This window comes from Actinoplanes sp. NPDC051633, from assembly GCF_040681735.1.
Lineage (GTDB): Bacteria > Actinomycetota > Actinomycetes > Mycobacteriales > Micromonosporaceae > Actinoplanes.
Map to the genome: position 1 here is coordinate 1 of NZ_JBFAZH010001267.1, position 2,132 is coordinate 2,132.

At 71.8% G+C, this 2,132-nt stretch carries 3 protein-coding genes; all 3 read right to left on the minus strand.

The annotated features are described in order from the left end of the window. Nucleotides 1-444 (minus strand): SDR family NAD(P)-dependent oxidoreductase (locus AB0M20_RS39885; RefSeq protein ID WP_364306312.1); only part of this gene is annotated, 444 nt, incomplete at its 3' end. Nucleotides 445-449: 5 nt separating this feature from the next. Then, nucleotides 450-1,292, minus strand: a complete 843-nt coding sequence (locus AB0M20_RS39890) for an amidohydrolase family protein (RefSeq protein WP_364306314.1) — start codon at nt 1,290-1,292, stop codon at nt 450-452. An 80-nt stretch (nt 1,293-1,372) separates the two neighbouring features. Further along, the coding region (locus AB0M20_RS39895) for an IclR family transcriptional regulator (protein WP_364306316.1) at nt 1,373-2,132 on the minus strand (760 nt) is incomplete at its 5' end.

Here is a 2,132-nt window from a genome sequence, read left to right on the forward strand (position 1 = left end):
CTGCGGAACCGGGCGCAGGACGACGATTCTGGCGGTTTTTACTACCGACGCTTCACCGTATATAAGCATCAGAGGGACGGCCGCGCGGGTCACCTGGAACATGCCGCGCACGTTCACCGCGAAGACCCGGTCCCAGTCCCGCATCGACAGACCGTCCAGATCGGACGGCGGCGTGTCGATCGTGGTGCCGGCGTTGTTCACCAGGGCATCGAGCCGGCCGAAGTCACGCTCGACGACGGCCAGCATGGCGCGGACCGCCTCCTCGTCGGCCACGTCCGCCTGCACGGCGCTCACTCGGGCGCCGAGCTTCTCGGCCTCCCCGGCGACGTCTTCGGCTTTGTTCCGGCTGGACGCGTAGTTGACGACGACGTCGTATCCGTGGCCGGCGAGCGCCAGCGCCGCGCTGCGGCCGATCCCACTCGAAGCGCCCGTAACCAGGGCCACCGGCCTCACAGCCCCAACACCCTCTCGGCATTTCCGTGGAAGACCGCGTGCATGACCTCGTCGCTGAAGCCCAGCTCGTCCCACTCCCGCAGGATCCGCTCGTAGGGCATGCTCGGGTGGTCGCTGCCGAACATCACCTTGTCGCGCAGCCGGCCGCGGATGTCGGTGCGCAGCTGCGGCGGGAAGTACTTGGGCGCCCAGCCGGACATCTCCCAGTAGACGTTGCCCTTGTGCAGGGCCACGGCGGTCATCTCGTCGATCCACGGCCAGCCCGGGTGGGCGGCGATGATGGTCAGGCCGGGGAAGTCGGCGGCGAGCTCGTCGACCGCGAGCGGGTGCGCGTGGCGGATCTTCGCGCCCATGCCCCCGGGCATGCCGGCGCCCATGCCGGTGGTGCCGACGTCGACCATGACGGGTACGCCGAGCGCGGCGATCGTCTCCCACAGCGGGTAGAGCGCGCGGTCGTCGACGCTGAAATGGCCCATGATCGGGTGGAAGTGGAAGCCGATCACGCCGTGCGTCTTCACCGCTTCCTCGGCGTCGCGGACGGCCCGCTCCCCCTTGAGCGGGTCGACGGCGCCCCACGCCCCGATGAAGGCCCGCGGGTGCCGGTCGCGCATCCCGGCGACGTAGGCATTGGTGCACGGCGGCGTGCCGGTGACGGTCTCGATGTCGAAGGCGACCAGCACCGCCTCGATGCCCCGCTCGACCAGCTCGGCTGCGACGTCGCCCTCCTCCTTGGCGACCCACGGCCGCTTCCAGTAGGTGGCCAGTGCCTCGACGTAGGGACCCTGCGAGGTGATCCACGGCTCGGTGCCCGGATAGCAGTGCAGGTCGATGGTGCGCATGCCCTCACGATGGCCGGGCCGTCACCGGCACGTCGACGGCGTTGCCGTTCATCGGCACGGCGGACCGGCCTCGGCCGGACTCAACCGGCCGGCGGCTCGGTCGGCCGGTGCGCCCCGAGGGCTCGGGAGATCGCCCTGGCCGCCGTCTGCAGGGCCGGGGTCAGCCTGCGCGGGTCGACCTGCTGATCCGGGACGACCACCGACAGGGCCGCCACCATCTCGTCGTCCTCGCCGAAGATCGGGCACGCGACCGCCACCAGAGGCTGCGGCGCGCGGCGGCGGAAGGTGATCGCGCGGTCGCGGCGCACGTCGGCCAGGGTGCGGCGCAGGGCGGCCGGCGAGACCGGGGTCTTCTCCGGCTCCCGGATCAGCGGCCGCGACAGGTACTCCTCCTGAAAGGCCGGATCGGCGTACGCCAGGAGCACGTGCCCCACCCCGGTGGAATGCAGCGGCAGCCGACCGCCGACCCGGTAGAGGATCGGCATCGCGTGCCGCGCCGACAGGCGCTCCACCAGCACGGCATCGTCCCCCTCGCGCACCGCGAGCAGGACGTGCTGGTGGGTCGCCTCGGTGAGGTCGCCCATGTAGGGCAGCGCGACCTGGCGCAGGCCGTGCCCGCGCAGGCACAGCGAGGAGATCTCGAACAGGCGCAGCCCGATGGAGTAGTGGCCGCTCTCGTCGCGCTCCAGCGCGCCGCGGGCCTGCAACCGGCCGGCCAGCCGCAACGCCGAGCTGGTGGGGATGCCGCTGCGGCGGCTCAGCTCGCCCAGCGACAGTCTGCGGTGCGTGGCGTCGAAGGCGAACAGCAGGGAGAGGGCCCGGTCGACCACCGGTTCGCCG